Raw genomic sequence first — 18,396 nt, 5'->3', positions numbered from 1 at the left:
CCTTCTCATGCTTCCGCGAGTGCCCCGACTATTTCAAAAAATGTCCGATCTGAACTGCTTCCCTTTTAGGAAAATAACAGTAAAATGCAAAAGGCTTTGTCTTTGCAGAAGGCAGGCAAATAATGATAGGATAAAGATAACTAGAGAAATATTGGATGTGACGGTCTTTGATTCAAAATGTATGTGCGTTTATTGAAAAACATCAATTGCTCCAAAAAAATAGTACGGTCATAGTAGGTGTGTCCGGCGGCCCGGATTCACTGGCACTTCTACATTTTTTAAATACATTTAAAGATCAATATGGCATCACTGTTATAGCAGCACATGTTGATCATATGTTCCGAGGCATAGAATCACAAAAAGAGATGGAATTTGTCATCAATTTTTGCCGGGAATTAAACATACCTTGTTACGCTAAGCAAATCAATGCGGCCCGTTATGCTGAGAAACACCGGTTGAATGCCCAGCAGGCTGCTAGAGAATGCCGCTACCAATTTTTCTTAGAGTTGATGGATCAGCTTCAGGCGGATGCTTTGGCTCTAGCTCATCATGGAGATGACCAAATTGAAACGATTTTAATGAATCTTGTTCGCGGAACAATAGGGAAGGGACTAGCGGGAATTCCTGTCATACGGCCTTTCGGCAGAGGGAGAATCATACGCCCCTTTTTAGCCGCAACAAAGGAAGAAATTTTAAAGTATTGTGAAGAATTTCAGCTGGCGCCCCGATTTGATCCAAGCAATGAAAAAGATACGTATACACGGAACAGGTTTCGCAAATATGTTTTGCCGTTTTTGAAAAAGGAGAACAAAAGGCTGCATGAACATTTTCAATATTTCAGTGAGGTCTTTTTGGATGATGAGCGATTTTTGGAGGAATTAACGAAGGAAAAATTAAATAAAGTAGTGATAAGAAAAACGAATTCTTCCGTTACTATTCATAAACAAGAATATAAAAAGCTTCCTGATCCGATCAAAAGGAGAGCGGTTTATCAAATATTGAATGATCTGATAAAAAGCGGCTCCTTCTCGGCTGTTCATATTGAAAATGTAAACGGATTTTTGATGAAAGCGCACCCTTCGGGGATGCTTCATTTGCCTATGGGGCTCAAAGTCATAAAATCTTATGATGAATGCACCTTTACGTTTCAATCTCCAAATAGTGAATCTTTCTGCTACACGGTACCGGTACCGGGAAAATTACATTTGCCGAACGGGAAAATATTTTTTACTGAAACCTTTTTTGGGATTCCTTCGTATAAAGGTGATGACGTTTTCTATCTTCCAAAAAAATGGTACGTTCCGCCTTTAATTATTCGGAGCAGAAAAAAAGGAGACAAAATGACAATTAAAGGCATGAACGGTACGAAAAAGGTAAAAGATATTTTTATTGATAAAAAAATACCGAGGGAAGAGCGCAACCTTCTCCCAATCGTTGAAAATGGCAACGGCCAAATCATATGGATTCCGCTTGTAAAAAAATCAAATTTAGAGGAAATTAGCATTACCAATGAATCTTATATTGTATTACAATATAAAGAGCAGTGATCTCATCAGGAGGAAAGAAAATGATCGAGGATATTGAAAAAGTCTTAATTTCAGAAGAAGAAATCAAAGAAAAAGTGAAAGAATTAGGGGCGATATTAACGGAGGAATATAAAAATAAGTTTCCCCTCGCTATCGGGGTTTTAAAAGGCGCTATGCCGTTTATGGCGGATTTAATAAAGCATATTAATACATATTTGGAAATTGATTTTATGGACGTTTCCAGTTATGGAAACAAAACCGTTTCATCGGGTGAGGTGAAAATAATTAAGGATTTAGACACTTCCGTCGAAGGCCGGGATCTTTTAATCATTGAAGATATAATCGATAGCGGATTGACATTAAGCTATTTAGTCGATCTTTTCCGGTATCGGAAAGCAGCATCCGTTAAAATTGTAACCCTTTTGGACAAACCGAGTGGGCGAAAGGCAAATATTGAGGCAGATTATGTATGTTTTGAAGTTCCGGATGCGTTCGTTGTCGGTTATGGTCTGGACTATGCGGAAAAATACCGCAATCTTCCGTTTATAGGGATATTAAAGCCTGAAGTTTATCAAAATAAATAATGATCGTTGAAAGGATAGCGTATCAGTTGTGCTGGGATGATTTTCTATGATACTATTGAATATAGTTTGTTTCATTGTGGGAGGAGGTAAGGAATGAATCGGATTTTCCGAAACACCATATTTTATTTGCTGATTTTTTTAGTGGTTATCGGCGTTGTGAATTTTTTTCAGGGCGGTAACCAAAAAACTGAACAAATGACATATAGTACCTTCATCTCCAATTTGGAAAACGGAGATGTTGAAAATATAACGTTAAAACCAGTAAGAGGAGTATATGAAGTCAGAGGACAGCTGAAGGGATATGAAGAAAATCAATACTTTATCACCTATTTATCAGGCGATGACGCATTAAACCTCATCAATACGGCTGCTTCAAAAAATCAAACGGAAGTTAAATGGTCCCCAGCAGATGATACAAACGGATGGGTGCAATTTTTCACATCCCTCATCCCATTTATTATAATCTTTATTTTGTTCTTCTTTGTGCTCAATCAGGCTCAAGGCGGCGGAAGCCGAGTTATGAACTTCGGGAAGAGCAAGGCAAAGCTGTATAACGACGACAAGAAAAAAGTAAAATTTAAAGATGTTGCAGGAGCCGATGAGGAAAAGGCTGAACTAGTGGAAGTTGTTGAATTTTTAAAGGATCCCCGCAAGTTTTCTGAACTTGGAGCGCGCATACCGAAAGGAGTCCTTTTAGTAGGCCCTCCGGGAACTGGTAAAACATTGCTGGCCCGCGCGGTGGCTGGAGAAGCAGGTGTGCCGTTTTTCTCCATAAGCGGATCTGATTTTGTTGAGATGTTTGTCGGTGTAGGTGCTTCTCGTGTTCGGGATTTGTTTGAGACGGCTAAGAAAAATGCCCCATGTATCATTTTTATTGATGAAATTGATGCTGTTGGACGCCAAAGAGGAGCGGGATTAGGCGGCGGTCACGATGAACGTGAACAAACGTTAAATCAGCTTCTCGTTGAGATGGATGGATTTAGCTCCAACGAAGGAATCATTATTATTGCGGCGACAAACCGTCCGGATATTTTAGACCCAGCCCTTCTCCGCCCTGGTCGATTTGACCGTCAAATTACGGTTGATCGTCCGGATGTGAAGGGGCGCGAAGCAGTGCTCAAAGTACATGCACGCAATAAACCGTTGGATGAATCGGTGAATTTGCGGAACATTGCGATGAGAACGCCGGGCTTTTCTGGAGCTGACTTGGAAAACCTATTGAATGAGGCTGCTCTCGTTGCTGCTCGCCAAAATAAAAAGAAAATCGATATGGCGGATATAGATGAGGCAACCGATCGTGTAATTGCAGGACCTGCGAAAAAAAGCAGGGTTATTTCGGAAAAGGAGCGCCGTATTGTTGCCTATCATGAAGGCGGACATACCGTTATCGGTCTCGTTTTAGATGAGGCGGAAATGGTGCATAAAGTAACGATTGTTCCTCGGGGTCAAGCTGGAGGATATGCTGTCATGCTGCCAAAAGAAGACCGCTATTTCATGACAAAACCTGAGCTCCTTGACAAAATAACAGGATTGCTTGGCGGTCGGGTTGCGGAAGAAATTGTTTTCGGTGAAGTTAGCACCGGTGCCCACAACGACTTCCAGCGTGCGACAAATATTGCGCGCAGAATGGTTACAGAATTTGGAATGTCAGAAAAATTGGGTCCATTGCAATTTGGAAGCTCTCAAGGCCAGGTCTTTTTAGGGCGTGACATCCAAAGTGAGCAAAATTATAGTGATGCGATTGCTTATGAAATTGACTTAGAAATTCAGCGCATCATTAAAGAATGTTATGAAAAAGCAAAACGAATTTTGACAGAAAATCGCGATAAACTTGAACTAATTGCAAAAACGTTATTAGAAGTGGAAACACTTGATGCAGAACAAATTAAACATCTGGTGGAACACGGTTCATTGCCTGATAAGTCTGAACAAAAAGCAGCTTCAGAAAATGTGAAAAAAGAAGAGAACAACCAAAAAGATGAAGCTGTAAAAGTCAATATTCAGACAAAGAAAGATGAGGCTCCCTCTATCAAACCGGAGCTTAAAGAAGAATAAGTAATAAAGCCGTCAACTATCAAAGTTGGCGGTTTTCTATTGCCTTCGTGCCCGATAGCAGCCTACTGCGATCAATATGTGATATGATGATGAGGGAATGTTTGAACGAAGGGAAAAGGTGATGGACATGATTTTAGCTTTAGATGTTGGGAATACAAACACCGTGATTGGAGTATACGAAAAAGAACAATTGCTTTACCATTGGCGAATTGAAACCAATCGACATAAAACCGAAGATGAATACGGAATGATGTTTAAATCATTGTTTGAATACGTAGGATTAAAATTTTCGGACATAACGGGAATCATTATTTCTTCTGTCGTTCCACCGATTATGTATGCCATGGAAAAAATGTGCGAGAAATATTTTCATGTAGATCCGCTTATTGTCGGCCCAGGAATTAAAACAGGCCTTAATATAAAGTACGATAATCCGCGTGAAGTTGGGGCGGACAGGATCGTCAATGCAGTTGCCGGTGTTCATTTATATGGCTGTCCGCTTATTATTGTTGATTTCGGCACAGCAACAACTTATTGCTACATTAATGAAAAAGGACAATATGAAGGCGGTGCCATTGCACCAGGGATTAACATTTCCACCGAAGCTTTATACTCAAAAGCCGCGAAGCTTCCTAGAATCGAAATCGCCAAACCCGATCATATTATTGGGAAAAATACAGTAGCCGCCATGCAATCAGGAATTTTATTCGGCTATGTTGGCCAAGTAGAAGGAATTGTTAGAAGGATGAAAGCGCAAGCTAAAAAAGAACCGAAAGTTATTGCAACAGGCGGTCTAGCTGGGTTAATCGCCAATGAATCTGACATGATCGAAATCGTTGATCCATTGTTAACATTAACAGGCTTGCGGTTAATTTACGAACGAAATCTCGGAAGGGAGTAGGAAACAAATGAACGATTATTTAGTCAAATCTTTGGCCTATGACGGAGGAGTGCGTGCATATGCAGTGAAGACGACTGATACAGTGAGTGAAGCTCAACGTCGCCACCAAACATGGCCGACTGCTACCGCTGCTCTTGGAAGAGCAATGACAGCCGGCGTGATGATGAGTTCGATGCTGAAAGGTGATGAGAAGCTGACGATAAAAATAGAAGGCGGCGGTCCAATAGGAGCCATTGTTATTGACAGTAATTCAAAAGGTCAAGTGAGAGGTTATGTATCCAATCCTAAGACCCATTTTGAATTAAATAAACATGGAAAACTGGATGTAGCCCGCGCAGTCGGGAAAAACGGTACATTGTCGATTGTTAAGGATTTAGGATTAAGGGAGCATTTTTCCGGTAAAGTCCCTATTATTTCCGGGGAGCTGGGAGAAGATTTTGCCTATTATTTAGTGACGTCAGAGCAAGTCCCGTCTTCAGTAGGAGTGGGAGTTTTAGTCAATCCTGATAACTCTGTTCTGGCTGCTGGCGGATTTATTATTCAGCTTATGCCGGGAACTGAAGAATCAATCATTACGGAAATTGAGACGCGGTTAAAAACAATAGAGCCGATCTCTAAGCAAATTCAAAAAGGGCTGACTCCTGAAGAAATATTGGAAGGTGTTCTGGGCGAAGGGAATATGAAAGTGATCGATCGCATGCCTGTCAGCTTCCACTGCAGCTGTTCTAAAGATAGGTTTGCAAATGCCATTATTAGTCTAGGAGAAGAGGAAATTCAACAAATCATCGATGAGGATGAAAAAGCTGAAGCTCAATGCCATTTCTGTAATGAGATATATGTGTTTTCAAAAGAAGAGTTGCAGGAATTAAAAGAAGCGGCATCTAGAAAATAGCTTATGGCAGGGAGCTGGAGGAATGAGTAAAAAAGCGCTTTTGGTCATAATTTTCAGTCTTGTATTAACGAACTGCGTGACGATTGCCTTTTTGGTAAGTGCTTATACAAGAGAAGCGCAAAAAGAGAAAAATGATGAAATTGTTGCCAAAATCGGCGATAGCCGCATTACGAGGCAGGAATGGTTAAATGAACTGGAAAAACGATTTGGGAAAACAACACTTGAGGAAATGATCAATATTCAAGTTGTGGACGAGCTTGCAAAAAAGAATCATATTGATGTAGATGAAAAAACAGTTGAACGTGAAATACAAATGTATAAAATATCGTCTCAATCATACGGCGATAGCGTGCTTAACGACAAAGAACTGAGAAAACAAATTCGCTATAGTATTTTATTAGAAGAGCTTTTAACGAAAGATGTCAACATTAGTGAGAATGAATTGAAGAAATTTTATGAAGAAAATAAACATCAATATATTATGAATGACACGTATCATCTTTCCCATATCGTGGTTGATTCAAAAAAAGAAGTCCAACAAATTATAAATGAATTAAAAGGCGGATCAAGCTTTGAAGGGATTGCAGCTGAACGGTCCAAGGATCAGTTGACGGCGAAGGAAGGCGGAGACCTCGGTTATGTTTCCGAAGGTTCCAGCGATGTACCGCCGGAATATATTGAACAAGCTAAAACAATGAAGGTCAATGAGTGGTCGGACCCAATACCGCTGGAAAGAGGATATGCGATTATATTTTTGCATGAGAAAATAAAAGGAGAACAGCTGGAGTTTGACGAAGTAAAGGATCAGATTCGCAGGCAAATCGCTTTGGAACAGATGGAAGGAAATGTATCAGCAAAGCAGTTGTGGGATGACATCGGCGTAACATGGTTTTATGAAAAATGAAGAAAAAGATTGACAATTCATAAATTTATTGGTATATTATTTTCAATAAAACCAATATAATTACTCGGAAATAGAGGTGTATAAGATGGCAGTTGTTGCAAACTCTATATTAGATCTAATTGGAAAGACTCCTGTTGTAAAATTGGGAAAAATTGTAGAAGAGGACAGTGCAGACGTTTATTTAAAGCTTGAATTTTTTAACCCTGGATCAAGTGTAAAGGACCGTATTGCATTAGCAATGATTGAAGCGGCAGAAAAAGAAGGCAAACTAAAACCAGGAGACACAATTATCGAACCGACAAGCGGAAACACAGGGATCGGTTTAGCAATGGTGGCAGCTGCAAAAGGTTTACATGCTATTTTAGTTATGCCAGAAACAATGAGTTTAGAGCGCCGTAATTTATTGCGTGCATATGGAGCAGAGCTTGTTTTAACTCCTGGTCCAGAAGGCATGAAAGGGGCTATTAAAAAAGCAGAAGAGCTTGCGGAAAAACACGGCTATTTCATGCCGCAGCAATTTAAAAACCGTGCAAATGTAGAAATTCACCGTTTAACAACTGGCCCGGAAATCGTTGAGCAAATGGGTGATCAATTGGATGCATTTGTCGCCGGAATCGGTACTGGAGGTACGATTACTGGTGCTGGTCAAGTATTAAGAGAAAAATATCCGAACATAAAAATTTATGCTGTTGAGCCGGCTGATTCACCTGTATTATCGGGCGGAAAACCAGGTCCGCATAAAATTCAAGGTATTGGAGCAGGATTTGTTCCGGATATTTTAAATACAGAGATTTATGATGAAGTCATTACTGTTACAACTGAGCAAGCTTTTGAAACCGCTAGAAAAGCTGCGAGAGAAGAAGGAGTATTAGGCGGAATTTCTTCAGGTGCTGCCATTTTCTCTGCATTGAAAGTGGCGAAAGAGCTAGGAAAAGGCAAAAAGGTACTAGCAGTCATCCCAAGTAATGGAGAAAGATATTTAAGTACTCCATTATATAAGTTTGACGAAGAATAATAGAATGAATAATAGTTTAAAGGCTGTCGACGAATTTTGTCGGCAGCCTTTTGGATTTTATGTGAAGGGGAAAAATAATACTGTTGATGCCAAGCTCTCCTTCTTGTTGTAAAATAAGTTTATGGGTGAAGGAGAGTGAACGATGGAATTTGTGAGAAAACTGCTGGCAGTCCAAATACCTTTTGAAAAAGAACGATTTTTCAATCGCTTTGAAACGCTGGCAAAACAACAACAACATTACGCTCTTCTCGAAAGCGGAAGAGGCGGCCGCTACAGCATAGCTGGTTTAAACCCTTTTGCCGTCATACAAGGAAAAAACGGGGCAATTACGATCTATAGCGGGAACAAAAAAGAAGTAAAGGAAGGAAATCCGCTCTTGCTCTTTGAAGGATGGATGAAACAGTTTAAATGTGAAAGCGATCCTTCCCTTCCCGACTTTCAAGGAGGCGCTATCGGCTTTATTAGCTATGATGCAGTTCGTTATTTCGAAAAATTACCCAATATAGCTGTGGACGATTTACACGTGCCCGACATTTATTTTATCGTTTTTCAAGATATCGCCGTTTTTGATCATACTGAAAAAACACTTTGGCTGATAACGTATCATAAACATGGGGAAAAAGATGCTGCACAAAAGCGGCTGGAAGAAATGAAAGCTTTATGGTGTAAGCAAAGTGAGGAAACGATTTTCAGCTATACGAATTCAGCTGATCTCAGCTATGAGCCGATAATGTTTATGGAACAGCCGTTTAAAAAAGCTGTTGAAAGAGTAAAGGATTATATTGCAAGCGGTGATGTATTTCAAGTCAACTTATCCGTCAGACAAGCAAAACCGCTTTCGACGCATCCGTTTGAAATTTATAAAGCATTACGGAAAATTAACCCATCCCCATATATGGCCTATATTCATACTCCTGAGTTTCAAATTGCCAGTGGATCTCCAGAGCTGCTCATAAAAAAGAGGGGAAATGTACTGAATACCCGTCCGATTGCTGGAACGAGATCAAGAGGAAGAAGCGATGAAGAAGACCGCCAGCTTTCTGAGGAATTAATCACCAATGAAAAAGAACGTGCAGAACATATCATGCTTGTAGATTTAGAACGAAATGATCTAGGGCGGGTATGTAAATATGGCAGTGTTGAAGTTAACGAACTGATGGCTATTGAGAAATATTCACATGTCATTCATATCGTGTCAAATGTTCGCGGCGAGCTGCAAGAAGGAAAAGGATTTTACGACATTATGCGTGCTGTATTTCCGGGCGGCACAATCACGGGAGCGCCGAAGGTTCGAACAATGGAAATAATTGAAGAGCTGGAGCCGACTAGAAGAGGGTTATATACTGGTTCGATCGGCTGGCTCGGCTTTAATGGAGATTTAGAATTTAATATTGTAATACGGACGCTACTGGCTAAAAACGGTTGGGGTTATGTGCAAGCAGGTGCTGGAATCGTCATTGATTCTGTTGCAGAATATGAATATAAAGAGTGTTTGAAAAAAGCAAAAGCGTTATGGAAAGCAAAAGATTTGAGCGAAGATGAGAATAAGTTAGTTAGAGGTGAGAAGAGATGATTTTAATGATTGATAACTATGATTCTTTTACGTACAATTTAGTCCAATACCTTGGTGAGCTCGGCGAAGAGCTTGTTGTCAGACGAAATGATGAAATTACGATTGAGGAAATTGAACAGCTCAATCCAGCCTATTTGATGATTTCTCCCGGTCCGTGTACGCCGAATGAGGCGGGGATCAGCATGGAGGCAATTAAGTATTTCGCAGGGAAAATTCCGATTTTTGGCGTATGCTTAGGTCATCAATCAATAGCTCAAGTGTTCGGTGGGGATGTTGTTCGCGCAGACAAATTAATGCACGGGAAAACATCGCAAATTTATCATGACGGAAAAACTATTTTCGACGGCTTAGACAACCCGTTCACCGCTACAAGGTACCACTCTTTAATTGTCAAAAAAGAAACGCTTCCGGATTGCTTTGAAATTTCAGCATGGACGAATGACGGAGAGATTATGGGAATCCGCCATAAATCTTTGCAGGTTGAAGGCGTGCAGTTTCATCCGGAATCAATTATGACTGAACATGGAAAACTGATGTTAAAGCATTTCCTTTCCTATTATCGTACGGAAGAAAAGAGTGTATAAAAGTGTACTTATATGTAAATGGTGAATATAAAAAGCAGGATGAGCTGCATATTTCTCCGTTCGATCATGGATTTTTATACGGAATCGGCGCTTTTGAAACATTAAGGACTTATAACGGTCATCCATTTTTACTGTATGATCATATCGATCGCTTAAATGCAGCGGTTCGCGAGCTTGGCATAGATTTTTCTCTTTCTTACTCGGAAGCAGAACAAATTATTAAAAGACTGCTTGAATTAAATCATTTAAATAATGCATATATCCGGATAAATGTTTCAGCGGGTGCAGAGGAGCTGGGGTTGTCGGCGGCTCCTTATAAAAATCCGGTGTTAATCTTTTTTATAAAAGAGTTAAATTTGCCGGAAAGATTGACAAAACAGGGGGTCATTCTTTCGGTTCGGCGAAACACGCCGGAAGGATCATTTCGCATAAAATCGCACCATTTTTTAAATAATGTGCTGGCAAAGAGAGAAATTGGAGATCATCCGAAAACGGAAGGTATATTTTTAACACATTCAGGATATGTCGCAGAAGGGATTGTTTCCAACATTTTTTGGGTAAAAAACAACACCGTCTATACACCGGCTGTCAGCACAGGAATATTAAACGGAATTACTAGACAGTTCGTGTTAACCATCCTTGAAAAACATCGCATCCCTTATGAAGAAGGATTGTATCCATTGGATCATCTGTTATCTGCACAAGAAGCTTTTATCACAAATTCCTTGCAGGAGATTGTCCCAATTACACATATTGGTCAGACTGCATTTGCAGGTGAACAGGGAATTTTGACCAATCGATTAATCACCATTTATAAGAAGGTGCGGCAGCATATTTTGACAAGATCTGAATTTGAAGTGGGTGATGAACAATGGGTGTAATAGAGAAAGAAAAAATATTACAGTGCGGACCGTATCAATTACACTACGAAGATAAAACCCAAGTAATGGGAATATTAAACGTTACGCCTGATTCTTTTTCGGACGGCGGAAAATTTAATGATATCGAGAAAGCTTTAAAGCATGCAAAAGAAATGGTGGAAAATGGCGCCGATATCATTGATGTCGGGGGTGAATCAACCCGTCCGGGCCATGAACCCGTTTCAGAAGAGGAGGAGCTGGCCAGAGTTCTTCCAGTCATTGAAAAATTATCAAAAGAAATTCATGTTCCTATTTCCATTGATACGTACAAAGCGAATGTGGCAAAAAAAGCGGTGGAAGCTGGAGCAACCATCATCAATGATGTTTGGGGGGCGAAAAAGGAGCCGGACATCGCTCGCGTGGCAGCAGAATATAACGTCCCAATCATTCTAATGCACAATCGAGAAAAAGAAGGGTATAACGATCTGATTAAAGACATGATTTCCGATTTAATGGAAAGTGTCGAGATCGCCAAAAAAGCAGGCGTTCGGGACGAACAAATCATCCTTGATCCAGGAATCGGTTTTGCCAAAACTTTTGAAGATAATCTCTACGTCATGCGTCATCTGGAGGAATTTACAAACCTTGGTTTCCCTGTTTTGCTGGGTACGTCGAGAAAAAGATTTATCGGACGAGTTCTCGATCTACCGGTAGAGGAGCGTATGGAAGGCACAGCGGCTACCGTATGCTTAGGAGTGCAAAAGGGCTGTCAATTCGTTCGGGTTCATGACGTTAAACCGATTGCGCGGATGGTGAAAATGATGGATGCGATGCTCGGAAAGGGGCGCGATCACGATTGATAAGATCTATGTAACGGGAATGGAGTTTTGGGGCTATCATGGCGTTTATCCTGAAGAGAATAAACTTGGACAGCGATTTCGAGTTGATGTTATTTTAGAGACGGATCTAAAGCAAGCAGGAAAAACGGATGAACTAGATGATACAGTGAATTATGCGAAAGTGTACACGGTTTGCAAGGAAATTGTGGAAGGCAAGCCCTATAAGCTTATTGAAGCCGTTGCAGAAAATTTAGCATCTGAACTGTTAAAAGAGTTTTCGACTGTTTTGTATTGCACAGTAAAAGTGGTAAAGCCGGATCCGCCAATCCCGGGTCATTACAAGTCTGTAGCAGTAGAAATCAAAAGGGGAAGAACATGAAAAACTATGCATATATTTCTTTAGGATCGAATATCGGCGATCGGGAATATTATTTGGAAGAAAGCATCAATCAATTGAACAGGCATCCAGATGTTGAGGTTATCAAAATGTCTTCTATTTATGAAACCGATCCGGTTGGTTATATTGACCAAGAATTGTTTTTGAACATGGTCATTAAAATCGCGACGAATTTCACGCCGTATGAGCTGCTGGCATTTACGCAAAAAATCGAATATGATTTAGGAAGATCAAGGGAAGTTAAATGGGGGCCTAGAACGATAGACCTTGACATTTTATTATATAATAACGAAAATATTGAAACAGAACAGCTTACCATACCTCATCCGAGAATGTTTGAACGATCTTTCGTATTGATTCCTTTGTTTGAAATTGATCAAGATGTACAATGGCCTAATCAGCATCGTTCTTTACTGGTTTTAATAGATCAATTAAAAGATAAAAAAGGAGTGCGAATATGGAAGCAGAAAAATGGGGAAGAAGGATTCGCGCTTTTAGAAAGCTAAAAGGCTATACACAAGAAAGCCTTGCAAAAGACTTAGGCGTTTCTGTATCGGTTCTTGGTGAAGTTGAAAGGGGCAACAGACTTCCCAGCAAGGAATTAGTAGAAATTATTGCTGCTAAGCTGAATGTAAGCGTGAACGAGCTGATGCCTGAGGATACTGAAAAATAAAGGAGGCAGGTGAAATTGTTTAAAATAGGAGATATTCAATTGAAAAACCGTGTTGTGCTTGCTCCGATGGCCGGCGTATGCAATTCGGCTTTTCGGCTGACGGTCAAAGAATTTGGAGCGGGTTTAGTTTGTGCTGAAATGGTCAGCGATAAAGCCATTTTATATAAAAATGCGAAAACAATGGACATGCTCTATATTGATGAACGGGAAAAACCATTAAGCTTGCAAATTTTTGGCGGTGAAAAAGAAACATTAGTGGAAGCGGCAAAATTTGTCGATAACAATACAACAGCAGATATCATCGATATTAACATGGGCTGTCCTGTACCGAAAATTACGAAATGTGATGCCGGAGCAAAATGGCTTCTTGATCCCAATAAAATTTATGACATGGTTGCCGCTGTTGTGGATGCAGTGAAAAAACCGGTAACTGTCAAAATGCGCATGGGTTGGGATGAAGAACATATTTATGCGGTGGAAAATGCCCAAGCCGTTGAGCGGGCAGGGGGAAAGGCTGTTGCATTGCATGGACGGACCCGTGTTCAAATGTATGAGGGAGAAGCCAACTGGGACATTATTAGAGAAGTTAAGCAGGCTGTGAATATTCCGGTGATTGGCAACGGGGATGTCAAAACCCCTCAAGATGCAAAGAGAATGCTGGACGAGACGGGTGCAGACGGGGTTATGATCGGCCGTGCTGCATTAGGCAACCCATGGATGATCTATCGCACTGTTAAATATTTAGAAACGGGAGAATTAATTGAAGAGCCGACAGTTCGGGAAAAGATTGATGTATGCAAACTGCATTTAGAACGTTTAATCAATTTAAAAGGTGAGCACATCGCTGTTAGAGAGATGCGTAAACATGCCGCTTGGTATTTAAAAGGTATTCGAGGCAATGCAAAAGTGAGAAATGCTATTAATAACTGTGAAACAAAAGAAGAACTGGTCTCCCTTCTTGAACGTTTTGCAAGTGAAGTGGAAGAGAAAGAGCGTCAATCCGCATAAAGACATCTGCTTTCTCTTATACTTTGACGGCTGCCAGTAATCTGGCAGTTTTCTATGTTAAATTTTAAGATTATTGGAGTGGATACGTATGAGCAAAGAAGGTTTGCATAACCAAGAAGAGTTGAATGATCAATTGCAGGTTCGCAGGGAAAAGCTTCATGCATTAAAAGATAAAGGAATCGACCCTTTCGGAAAAAAATTTGAACGCTCGCATCAGGCGATTGAACTAAAAGAGCAGTACGGCGAGTTTACAAAGGAAGAACTTGAGGAAAAAAATATTTTTGTTTCTATAGCTGGCAGAATTATGACAAAACGTGGAAAAGGGAAAGCAGGTTTCGCCCATATCCAAGATTTGTCGGGCCAAATTCAAATTTATGTTCGGAAGGACAGCGTCGGCGAGGATCAGTATGAAATTTTTGATATGGCTGACTTAGGTGATCTTATTGGCGTGAAGGGAACGGTTTTTAAAACAAAAGTAGGCGAGCTCTCGGTAAAAGCAACGGAATTTGTGCTGCTCACGAAAGCTTTGCGCCCTCTTCCTGATAAATACCATGGCCTTAAAGATATTGAACAGCGCTACCGCCAGCGTTATTTAGATCTTATTATGAACCCTGACAGCAAAAACACATTTATAACAAGAAGCAAAATCATCCAATCCATGCGCCGTTATTTAGACAGTCACGGGTATTTGGAAGTAGAAACACCAATGATGCACTCCATTGCTGGAGGAGCGGCAGCACGTCCGTTTATCACTCATCATAATGCTTTGGATATGCCTTTGTACATGAGAATTGCTATTGAGCTTCATTTGAAAAGGCTGATTGTCGGCGGTTTAGAAAAAGTTTATGAAATCGGCCGCGTTTTCCGCAACGAAGGCGTTTCAACAAGACATAATCCCGAGTTTACCATGCTCGAACTGTACGAGGCATATGCAGATTTCCATGATATTATGGAATTGACAGAAAATATGATTGCTCATATTGCACAAGAAGTATTAGGTACAACGACAATCCAATACGATGAATATAAAGTGGACTTGAAGCCAAAATGGAAGAGACTTCACATGGTAGATGCGATTAAAGAATATACAAATGTTGATTTTTGGAATGTTACATCTACCGAAGAAGCGCGGGCATTAGCTAAAGAACACGGAGTAGAAATTAACGAAAATATGCAATACGGCCATATTGTCAATGAGTTCTTCGAGCAAAAAGTCGAGGATAAACTAATTCAGCCGACATTTATTTACGGTCACCCTGTTGAAATTTCTCCGCTCGCCAAAAAGAATGAAGCGGATCCAAGATTCACAGATCGCTTTGAATTGTTTATTGTCGGCCGCGAGCATGCAAATGCCTTTACGGAATTAAACGATCCTATTGATCAACGTGAACGCTTTGAAGCTCAATTAAAAGAAAGAGAGCAGGGAAATGACGAGGCGCATATGATGGACGAAGATTTCATTGAAGCTCTTGAATATGGCATGCCTCCAACAGGTGGGCTTGGCATTGGCATTGACAGATTAGTCATGCTTTTAACCAATTCTCCGTCTATTCGCGATGTTCTTTTATTCCCGCAGATGAGAAACAAATGATGATTTTCAAAAGGGAGACGGCTGTCTCCCTTTTGTCTTCCTGCTGGAAATTGAATAATTTTTTTATATAAAATAAATTTTTTTATGCAAAACTATTGATTTGTTATGAAAATGGTGTTATATTAATACCCGTCCTTATTGATGACCAATGATGCAATGATAAAAAAATCTGTTGACAAAATAAAAATTTAAGGATATTATAAAAAAGTCGTCTTTTTTTCAACATGATCTTTGAAAACTGAACAAAACGAAAAGCGTGCCTGTTGATTCTGACAAGAGCATTTGGTGACAAACTTTTTTTGGAGAGTTTGATCCTGGCTCAGGACGAACGCTGGCGGCGTGCCTAATACATGCAAGTCGAGCGGACCGAAGGGAGCTTGCTCCTTTAGGTTAGCGGCGGACGGGTGAGTAACACGTGGGCAACCTGCCCTGCAGACTGGGATAACTTCGGGAAACCGGAGCTAATACCGGATAACACCGAAAACCGCATGGTTTTCGGTTGAAAGGCGGCTTTTAGCTGTCACTGCAGGATGGGCCCGCGGCGCATTAGCTAGTTGGTGAGGTAACGGCTCACCAAGGCGACGATGCGTAGCCGACCTGAGAGGGTGACCGGCCACACTGGGACTGAGACACGGCCCAGACTCCTACGGGAGGCAGCAGTAGGGAATCTTCCGCAATGGACGAAAGTCTGACGGAGCAACGCCGCGTGAGCGAAGAAGGTCTTCGGATCGTAAAGCTCTGTTGTCAGGGAAGAACAAGTACCGTTCGAACAGGGCGGTACCTTGACGGTACCTGACGAGGAAGCCACGGCTAACTACGTGCCAGCAGCCGCGGTAATACGTAGGTGGCAAGCGTTGTCCGGAATTATTGGGCGTAAAGCGCGCGCAGGCGGTTCCTTAAGTCTGATGTGAAATCTCGCGGCTCAACCGCGAGCGGCCATTGGAAACTGGGGAACTTGAGTGCAGGAGAGGGGAGCGGAATTCCACGTGTAGCGGTGAAATGCGTAGAGATGTGGAGGAACACCAGTGGCGAAGGCGGCTCTCTGGCCTGTAACTGACGCTGAGGCGCGAAAGCGTGGGGAGCGAACAGGATTAGATACCCTGGTAGTCCACGCCGTAAACGATGAGTGCTAAGTGTTAGAGGGTATCCACCCTTTAGTGCTGCAGCAAACGCATTAAGCACTCCGCCTGGGGAGTACGGCCGCAAGGCTGAAACTCAAAGGAATTGACGGGGACCCGCACAAGCGGTGGAGCATGTGGTTTAATTCGAAGCAACGCGAAGAACCTTACCAGGTCTTGACATCCCCTGACAACCCTAGAGATAGGGCGTTCCCCTTTCGGGGACAGGGTGACAGGTGGTGCATGGTTGTCGTCAGCTCGTGTCGTGAGATGTTGGGTTAAGTCCCGCAACGAGCGCAACCCTTGACCTTAGTTGCCAGCATTCAGTTGGGCACTCTAAGGTGACTGCCGGCTAAAAGTCGGAGGAAGGTGGGGATGACGTCAAATCATCATGCCCCTTATGACCTGGGCTACACACGTGCTACAATGGGTGGTACAAAGGGCAGCGAAACCGCGAGGTGGAGCGAATCCCAAAAAACCACTCTCAGTTCGGATTGCAGGCTGCAACTCGCCTGCATGAAGCCGGAATCGCTAGTAATCGCGGATCAGCATGCCGCGGTGAATACGTTCCCGGGTCTTGTACACACCGCCCGTCACACCACGAGAGTTTGTAACACCCGAAGTCGGTGGGGTAACCCTTACGGGAGCCAGCCGCCGAAGGTGGGACAAATGATTGGGGTGAAGTCGTAACAAGGTAGCCGTATCGGAAGGTGCGGCTGGATCACCTCCTTTCTAAGGATATATACATTGAAATAGGGTGCGCTTTTCCGTTTTGTTTAGTTTTGAAGGATCATATCCTTCTTGATTGTTCTTTGAAAACTGGATAACGGAAAGACATTCACGAATAGATCGCTCATGTTAGGAAGAAACGGTTAAGTTAGAAAGGGCGCACGGTGGATGCCTTGGCACTAGGAGCCGATGAAGGACGGGACAAACACCGAAATGCTTCGGGGAGCTGTAAGTAAGCGTCGATCCGGAGATGTCCGAATGGGGGAACCCACTGCCCGTAATGGGGCAGTATCCATACCTGAATCCATAGGGTATGGAGGGCAACCCGGGGAACTGAAACATCTAAGTACCCGGAGGAAGAGAAAGCAACAGCGATTCCCTGAGTAGCGGCGAGCGAAACGGGAACAGCCCAAACCAAGAGGCGTGCCTCTTGGGGTTGTAGGACACTCGATTAAGGAGTGACAAAGGAACGGGGTAGACGAAGAGGTCTGGAAAGGCCCGTCAGAGAAGGTAACAACCCTGTAGTCGAAACTCCGTTCCCTCCCGAGTGGATCCTGAGTACGGCGGGACACGTGAAATCCCGTCGGAAGCAGGGAGGACCATCTCCCAAGGCTAAATACTCCCTAGTGACCGATAGTGAACCAGTACCGTGAGGGAAAGGTGAAAAGCACCCCGGGAGGGGAGTGAAAGAGAACCTGAAACCGTGTGCCTACAAGTAGTCAGAGCCCATTAACGGGTGATGGCGTGCCTTTTGTAGAATGAACCGGCGAGTTGCGATTTCGTGCAAGGTTAAGCCGAAAGGCGGAGCCGCAGCGAAAGCGAGTCTGAAGAGGGCGAAATAGTACGAGGTCGCAGACCCGAAACCAGGTGATCTACCCATGTCCAGGGTGAAGGCAAGGTAACACTTGCTGGAGGCCCGAACCCACGCACGTTGAAAAGTGCGGGGATGAGGTGTGGGTAGGGGTGAAATGCCAATCGAACTTGGAGATAGCTGGTTCTCTCCGAAATAGCTTTAGGGCTAGCCTCAAGGGAAGAGTCTTGGAGGTAGAGCACTGATTGGACGAGGGGCCCCCATCGGGTTACCGAATTCAGTCAAACTCCGAATGCCAATGACTTATCCTTGGGAGTCAGACTGCGAGTGATAAGA

The 18,396-nt window shown here is 42.3% G+C and carries 16 protein-coding genes and 2 rRNA genes (1 of these 18 cut by a window edge); all 18 read left to right on the top strand.

Annotated features, from left to right (window positions below; translation table 11 throughout):
• Positions 1-170 precede the first annotated feature (170 nt).
• Positions 171-1,547 carry a tRNA lysidine(34) synthetase TilS gene (tilS, locus tag NSQ61_RS15475; protein WP_340808141.1) on the top strand — a complete coding sequence of 459 codons (1,377 nt, stop codon included), beginning with the start codon at positions 171-173 and terminating at the stop codon, positions 1,545-1,547.
• A gap of 20 nt (positions 1,548-1,567) precedes the next feature.
• Entirely contained in the window at positions 1,568-2,110 is a 543-nt protein-coding gene (gene hpt, locus NSQ61_RS15470) for a hypoxanthine phosphoribosyltransferase (protein WP_066247237.1), read from the top strand.
• A 93-nt stretch (positions 2,111-2,203) separates the two neighbouring features.
• Entirely contained in the window at positions 2,204-4,165 is a 1,962-nt protein-coding gene (gene ftsH, locus NSQ61_RS15465) for an ATP-dependent zinc metalloprotease FtsH (protein WP_066247240.1), read from the top strand.
• 127 nt (positions 4,166-4,292) lie between these two features.
• Positions 4,293-5,066: a type III pantothenate kinase gene (locus NSQ61_RS15460; RefSeq protein ID WP_063387562.1), complete on the top strand. Its 774-nt coding sequence runs from the start codon at positions 4,293-4,295 to the stop codon at positions 5,064-5,066.
• Between the two features lie 7 nt (positions 5,067-5,073).
• Positions 5,074-5,958, top strand: a complete 885-nt coding sequence (gene hslO, locus NSQ61_RS15455) for an Hsp33 family molecular chaperone HslO (protein WP_066247243.1) — start codon at positions 5,074-5,076, stop codon at positions 5,956-5,958.
• Between the two features lie 22 nt (positions 5,959-5,980).
• Positions 5,981-6,862: a peptidylprolyl isomerase gene (locus NSQ61_RS15450; protein ID WP_144598267.1), complete on the top strand. Its 882-nt coding sequence runs from the start codon at positions 5,981-5,983 to the stop codon at positions 6,860-6,862.
• A gap of 85 nt (positions 6,863-6,947) precedes the next feature.
• The gene (gene cysK / locus NSQ61_RS15445) at positions 6,948-7,877 is read left to right on the top strand and encodes a cysteine synthase A (protein WP_066247248.1); all 930 of its coding nucleotides are present in this window, start codon (positions 6,948-6,950) and stop codon (positions 7,875-7,877) included.
• Positions 7,878-8,019: 142 nt separating this feature from the next.
• Positions 8,020-9,450, top strand: a complete 1,431-nt coding sequence (gene pabB, locus NSQ61_RS15440; RefSeq protein ID WP_327856097.1) for an aminodeoxychorismate synthase component I — start codon at positions 8,020-8,022, stop codon at positions 9,448-9,450.
• Complete coding sequence (gene pabA / locus NSQ61_RS15435) at positions 9,447-10,034, top strand: aminodeoxychorismate/anthranilate synthase component II (RefSeq protein ID WP_339198231.1); 588 nt, start codon at positions 9,447-9,449, stop codon at positions 10,032-10,034. The genes pabB and pabA overlap by 4 nt, the downstream gene beginning before the upstream one ends.
• 2 nt (positions 10,035-10,036) lie before the next feature.
• Complete coding sequence (gene pabC / locus NSQ61_RS15430) at positions 10,037-10,915, top strand: aminodeoxychorismate lyase (RefSeq protein ID WP_066247256.1); 879 nt, start codon at positions 10,037-10,039, stop codon at positions 10,913-10,915.
• Positions 10,906-11,754 carry a dihydropteroate synthase gene (gene folP, locus NSQ61_RS15425; protein WP_063387555.1) on the top strand — a complete coding sequence of 283 codons (849 nt, stop codon included), beginning with the start codon at positions 10,906-10,908 and terminating at the stop codon, positions 11,752-11,754. Before pabC ends, folP begins: the two co-directional genes overlap by 10 nt.
• On the top strand, positions 11,750-12,112 hold the full coding sequence (gene folB, locus NSQ61_RS15420) for a dihydroneopterin aldolase (protein ID WP_063387603.1): 363 nt from the start codon (positions 11,750-11,752) through the stop codon (positions 12,110-12,112). The genes folP and folB overlap by 5 nt, the downstream gene beginning before the upstream one ends.
• Entirely contained in the window at positions 12,109-12,636 is a 528-nt protein-coding gene (gene folK / locus NSQ61_RS15415; RefSeq protein WP_066247258.1) for a 2-amino-4-hydroxy-6-hydroxymethyldihydropteridine diphosphokinase, read from the top strand. The genes folB and folK overlap by 4 nt, the downstream gene beginning before the upstream one ends.
• Positions 12,588-12,803 carry a helix-turn-helix domain-containing protein gene (locus NSQ61_RS15410; protein WP_063387553.1) on the top strand — a complete coding sequence of 72 codons (216 nt, stop codon included), beginning with the start codon at positions 12,588-12,590 and terminating at the stop codon, positions 12,801-12,803. The genes folK and NSQ61_RS15410 overlap by 49 nt, the downstream gene beginning before the upstream one ends.
• A 15-nt stretch (positions 12,804-12,818) precedes the next feature.
• The gene (dusB, locus tag NSQ61_RS15405; RefSeq protein ID WP_063387552.1) at positions 12,819-13,811 is read left to right on the top strand and encodes a tRNA dihydrouridine synthase DusB; all 993 of its coding nucleotides are present in this window, start codon (positions 12,819-12,821) and stop codon (positions 13,809-13,811) included.
• A gap of 88 nt (positions 13,812-13,899) precedes the next feature.
• Positions 13,900-15,402 (top strand): lysine--tRNA ligase, encoded by a 1,503-nt coding sequence (lysS, locus tag NSQ61_RS15400; RefSeq protein ID WP_066247262.1) that lies wholly within the window; start codon positions 13,900-13,902, stop codon positions 15,400-15,402.
• A gap of 296 nt (positions 15,403-15,698) precedes the next feature.
• A 16S ribosomal RNA gene (locus NSQ61_RS15395) occupies positions 15,699-17,252 on the top strand.
• Positions 17,253-17,390: 138 nt separating this feature from the next.
• Positions 17,391-18,396, top strand: a 23S ribosomal RNA gene (locus tag NSQ61_RS15390); it runs 1,926 nt beyond the window's last position.
• Together the 16S and 23S rRNA genes form the textbook arrangement of a ribosomal RNA operon.

It is taken from the genome of Aeribacillus sp. FSL K6-1121 (assembly GCF_038003725.1).
In the GTDB taxonomy this organism is placed as follows: Bacteria; Bacillota; Bacilli; order Bacillales; family Aeribacillaceae; genus Aeribacillus; species Aeribacillus composti.
The sequence above is the reverse complement of the archived record's forward strand: the minus strand, read 5'-3'. Positions and strand labels throughout refer to the sequence as shown.

Bases quoted from the DNA above. Each gene is read 5' to 3' on its own strand.
- folP (WP_063387555.1), top strand. From the start codon at position 10,906: ATGGGTGTAATAGAGAAAGAAAAAATATTACAGTGCGGACCGTATCAA.
- pabA (WP_339198231.1), top strand. From the start codon at position 9,447: ATGATTTTAATGATTGATAACTATGATTCTTTTACGTACAATTTAGTC.
- cysK (WP_066247248.1), top strand. From the start codon at position 6,948: ATGGCAGTTGTTGCAAACTCTATATTAGATCTAATTGGAAAGACTCCT.
- ftsH (WP_066247240.1), top strand. From the start codon at position 2,204: ATGAATCGGATTTTCCGAAACACCATATTTTATTTGCTGATTTTTTTA.
- NSQ61_RS15410 (WP_063387553.1), top strand. From the start codon at position 12,588: ATGGAAGCAGAAAAATGGGGAAGAAGGATTCGCGCTTTTAGAAAGCTA.
- NSQ61_RS15460 (WP_063387562.1), top strand. From the start codon at position 4,293: ATGATTTTAGCTTTAGATGTTGGGAATACAAACACCGTGATTGGAGTA.
- hpt (WP_066247237.1), top strand. From the start codon at position 1,568: ATGATCGAGGATATTGAAAAAGTCTTAATTTCAGAAGAAGAAATCAAA.
- pabB (WP_327856097.1), top strand. From the start codon at position 8,020: ATGGAATTTGTGAGAAAACTGCTGGCAGTCCAAATACCTTTTGAAAAA.
- lysS (WP_066247262.1), top strand. From the start codon at position 13,900: ATGAGCAAAGAAGGTTTGCATAACCAAGAAGAGTTGAATGATCAATTG.
- folK (WP_066247258.1), top strand. From the start codon at position 12,109: ATGAAAAACTATGCATATATTTCTTTAGGATCGAATATCGGCGATCGG.
- hslO (WP_066247243.1), top strand. From the start codon at position 5,074: ATGAACGATTATTTAGTCAAATCTTTGGCCTATGACGGAGGAGTGCGT.
- NSQ61_RS15450 (WP_144598267.1), top strand. From the start codon at position 5,981: ATGAGTAAAAAAGCGCTTTTGGTCATAATTTTCAGTCTTGTATTAACG.